This is a genomic window from Allochromatium palmeri, assembly GCF_009720725.1.
In the GTDB taxonomy this organism is placed as follows: Bacteria; Pseudomonadota; Gammaproteobacteria; order Chromatiales; family Chromatiaceae; genus Thermochromatium; species Thermochromatium palmeri.
In genome coordinates this window covers 1-3,494 of the sequence record NZ_WNKT01000101.1, presented here as the reverse complement: position 1 = coordinate 3,494, position 3,494 = coordinate 1, and the positions used below count along the sequence as shown (strand labels likewise).

The window sequence follows — 3,494 nt, the reverse complement described above, 5'->3', positions numbered from 1 at the left end:
GTGAAATTATTGATGGTTATGGATCTGAATATAAAATTGCGTTTTCATCTGTTTAATTTTTTTAATGAAAGTACTTAACTCCTTCGCGGTACATAATCACACGGGACGCAACAGCTAGCCAAAGCAGGCAGAACACTGGATGATCAAGGCCCCAAAAGCACCTTGCAGCGCTACGCCGTGCTCTATAATCAGCACATTCCTCAACGCAATCTCGGGCATATCAGAACGGTGCAGGCACTGTTCAACTGGCATAGAACCCAAGCGGAACTGTTCGTGGTTGATCCTAACAATCGCCCGGAACCTGACAGCCGGCCACACCCACCTCATCACCCGCACCCACGCCGAACTGGACCTGACCGACCAGGCCGCCGTCGAGACCTTCTTCGCCGACCAGCGCCCCACCCAGGTCTACCTGGCCGCCGCCAAGGTCGGCGGCATCCACGCCAATGACACCTACCCGACCGAATTCCTCGACCAGAACCTCCTGCTTGACGCCTTGATCAAAGTACCTGATGGCGTTCAGCAACGCACCAAAATTCACTGAATGAAGCTCACCGGATCGGTAAAGTCAGGATAAGATCGTTCAGCCAACGACTTGGAGTGCACCATGCCTACAATCAGTATGTTCTATGGCATTATTATTTCGATGTTTTTCGAGATCAAAGAAAAACATCACCTGCCGCATATCCATGTTCGCTACCAGGGTTATCGTGCTTCAATATCCATTGATGATGCGACATTGCTGGCAGGTGAGTTGCCTCCGAAACAACTGCGTATGGTTCAGGTTTGGGTGGATCTTCATCGTGAAGAATTATTAGCTGATTGGGAGCTTGCCAAAGAAGGTGTAGAGCTTTTTCGCATTGACCCCCTGAAATAGGAGATGCGCCATGCTGCTGGATGTCGTTCATGTACAAACCTGTCATGATTTTGCACTGATTCTGGAGTTTGATAACGGGGAACGGCGCTTATTCGATATGATGCCTTATATTGATCAGAAGCCTTGGGTCAAGCTGAAATCTGACAATACATTCCAGGCGGCTTTTGTGGAAAATGGCACGGTGGCATGGCCGGGTAATGTTGATATTGATCCAGAAACGCTTTACGAACTTTCAGTGCCGGCCTGAGTCATGGAAAACAGAAAGGAAAGGGGCCAAGCTTGAATTTTTTCTATTATGTTGCGTACCGAATGATTAGAGGAGCCATCACTTGCCCATGCTAAACGCGCAAGATCTCAGCCCAAGCATCTACATCGCCGGCCATCGCGGCATGGTCGGCGCGGCCCTGGTGCGCGCCCTCGAACGCGCCGGCTATACCCAGCTCATCACCCGCACCCACGCCGAACTGGACCTGACCGACCAGACCGCCGTCGAGACCTTCTTCGCCGACCAACGCCCCACCCAGGTCTACCTGGCCGCCGCCAAGGTCGGCGGCATCCACGCCAACGACACCTACCCGGCCGAATTCCTCTACCAGAACCTCCTGATCGAAGCCAACATCATCCAGGCAGCCTGGCGTCACGGCGTCGAACGCCTGCTGTTCCTCGGCAGCTCCTGCATCTACCCGCGCCTCGCCCCCCAGCCGATGCCCGAGACCGCGCTCCTCACCGGCCCGCTCGAACCGACCAACGAAGCCTACGCCATCGCCAAGATCGCCGGCATCAAACTCTGCGAATCCTACAACCGCCAATACGGCACCGACTTCCGCAGCGTCATGCCGACCAACCTCTACGGCCCCGGCGACAACTTCGACCTGGCCAACAGCCACGTCCTGCCCGCCCTGATCCGCAAGTTCCACCAAGCCAAACTCGACGCCGCCCCCAGCGTCACTGTCTGGGGCAGCGGCACCCCGCGGCGCGAATTCCTCCACGTCGACGACATGGCCGCCGCCTGCCTGCACGTTATGGACCTCGACCCCGACACCTGGCGCACCCAAGTCGACCCGCGCTGCTCACACCTCAACGTCGGCACCGGCGTCGACGTCACCATCGCCGAACTCGCGCACATGGTCGCCGAAGTCGTCGGCTTCCAAGGCCAACTCGTCTTCGACCCGAGCAAACCCGACGGCACCCCGCGCAAACTGCTCGACGTCACCCGCCTGCGCGACCTCGGCTGGACCGCCGCCATCGACCTAACCGACGGCATTCGTCAAACTTACCACTGGTTCCTGGAGCATCAGGGACAGATCCGCCTTTGACCCCAAGGACACACGACCCATGAAAAAAGCCCTCATCACCGGCATCACCGGCCAGGACGGCAGCTATCTCGCCGAACTCCTGTTGGAAAAAGGCTACGAAGTCCACGGCCTCAAACGCCGCAGCTCGCTGTTCAACACTGACCGCATCGACCATCTCTACCAGGATCCGCACGCCGCCGACCGGCGCTTCATCCTCCACCACGGCGACCTGACCGATTCGTCCAGCCTCATCCGCATCATGCAACAGGTGCAGCCCGACGAACTCTATAACCTCGCCGCCCAGAGCCATGTCGCTGTCTCCTTCGAAGAGCCGGAATACACCGCCAACTCCGACGCCCTCGGCGCCCTGCGCCTGCTCGAAGCCATCCGCATCCTCGGACTAGAACAGAAGACCCGCTTCTACCAGGCCTCGACCTCCGAACTCTACGGCCTGGTCCAGGAAGTCCCCCAGCGTGAAACCACCCCCTTCTACCCGCGCTCACCCTATGCCGTCGCCAAGCTCTACGCCTACTGGATCACGGTCAACTACCGTGAAGCCTATGGCATCTATGCCTGCAACGGCATCCTGTTCAACCACGAGGGACCGCGTCGCGGCGAGACCTTCGTCACCCGCAAGATCACCCGCGCCCTGGCCCGCATCAAACTCGGCATGCAGGAACGCCTGTATCTGGGCAACCTCGACGCCAAACGCGACTGGGGCCACGCCCGCGACTATGTCGAAATGCAATGGCTGATGCTCCAGCAGGAGCAGCCCGAAGACTTCGTCATCGCCACCGGCCGCCAATACTCAGTGCGCGACTTCGTCACCCACGCCGCCGAGTCCGTCGGCCTCCACCTGCGCTGGGAAGGGGAGGGCGTCGAGGAAAAAGGCTATGATGCCGCCACCGGCGTCTGCCGGGTCGCCGTCGACCCGCGCTACTTCCGTCCCACCGAGGTCGAAACCCTGCTCGGCGACCCGACCAAGGCGCGCGAACAACTCGGCTGGATCCCGCGCATCGGCTTCGAGGAACTGGTCGAAGAAATGATGCGCGAGGATCTCAAGGAAGCCGAACGCGATGCCCTCTGTCAGGCCCAGGGCTATCCGGTGCTCGCGCGGCATGAGTGAACGAGACGGGCGCGATGGTTCTTGAAGCATCAGGAACAGTCGCGCCTGTCATCCGCGACGATCGTGTAAAAAAGACCACTAATGCGCGTACCAAGTCCCAGGAGAGTGTCCTTTGGTCACTAACCCGGATGTTTCATAAACCTGTGACCAGCCCCAGAAATCGACGGTTGTAGTCGAATTCAATGACGATTCTGCC

Annotated in this window: 4 protein-coding genes and 1 pseudogene; all 5 read left to right on the top strand. The window is 58.5% G+C overall.

Annotation, left to right across the window (positions count from 1 at the left end; genetic code table 11):
• Positions 1–277: 277 nt before the first annotated feature.
• Positions 278–490: pseudogene (locus GJ668_RS20830) on the top strand (NAD-dependent epimerase/dehydratase family protein); the annotation flags it as partial.
• A gap of 117 nt (positions 491–607) precedes the next feature.
• Positions 608–877, top strand: coding sequence for a DUF4160 domain-containing protein (locus GJ668_RS19470; protein ID WP_155451741.1), 270 nt, complete (start codon positions 608–610; stop codon positions 875–877).
• A gap of 10 nt (positions 878–887) precedes the next feature.
• On the top strand, positions 888–1,124 hold the full coding sequence (locus tag GJ668_RS19465; protein ID WP_155451740.1) for a DUF2442 domain-containing protein: 237 nt from the start codon (positions 888–890) through the stop codon (positions 1,122–1,124).
• An 88-nt stretch (positions 1,125–1,212) separates the two neighbouring features.
• Positions 1,213–2,193 carry a GDP-L-fucose synthase gene (gene fcl, locus GJ668_RS19460; RefSeq protein WP_155451739.1) on the top strand — a complete coding sequence of 327 codons (981 nt, stop codon included), beginning with the start codon at positions 1,213–1,215 and terminating at the stop codon, positions 2,191–2,193.
• Positions 2,194–2,212: 19 nt separating this feature from the next.
• The gene (gmd, locus tag GJ668_RS19455; RefSeq protein WP_155451738.1) at positions 2,213–3,298 is read left to right on the top strand and encodes a GDP-mannose 4,6-dehydratase; all 1,086 of its coding nucleotides are present in this window, start codon (positions 2,213–2,215) and stop codon (positions 3,296–3,298) included.
• The last annotated feature ends 196 nt before the right edge of the window (positions 3,299–3,494 follow it).

Bases quoted from the DNA above. Each gene is read 5' to 3' on its own strand.
- GJ668_RS19470 (WP_155451741.1), top strand. From the start codon at position 608: ATGCCTACAATCAGTATGTTCTATGGCATTATTATTTCGATGTTTTTC.
- GJ668_RS19465 (WP_155451740.1), top strand. From the start codon at position 888: ATGCTGCTGGATGTCGTTCATGTACAAACCTGTCATGATTTTGCACTG.
- fcl (WP_155451739.1), top strand. From the start codon at position 1,213: ATGCTAAACGCGCAAGATCTCAGCCCAAGCATCTACATCGCCGGCCAT.
- gmd (WP_155451738.1), top strand. From the start codon at position 2,213: ATGAAAAAAGCCCTCATCACCGGCATCACCGGCCAGGACGGCAGCTAT.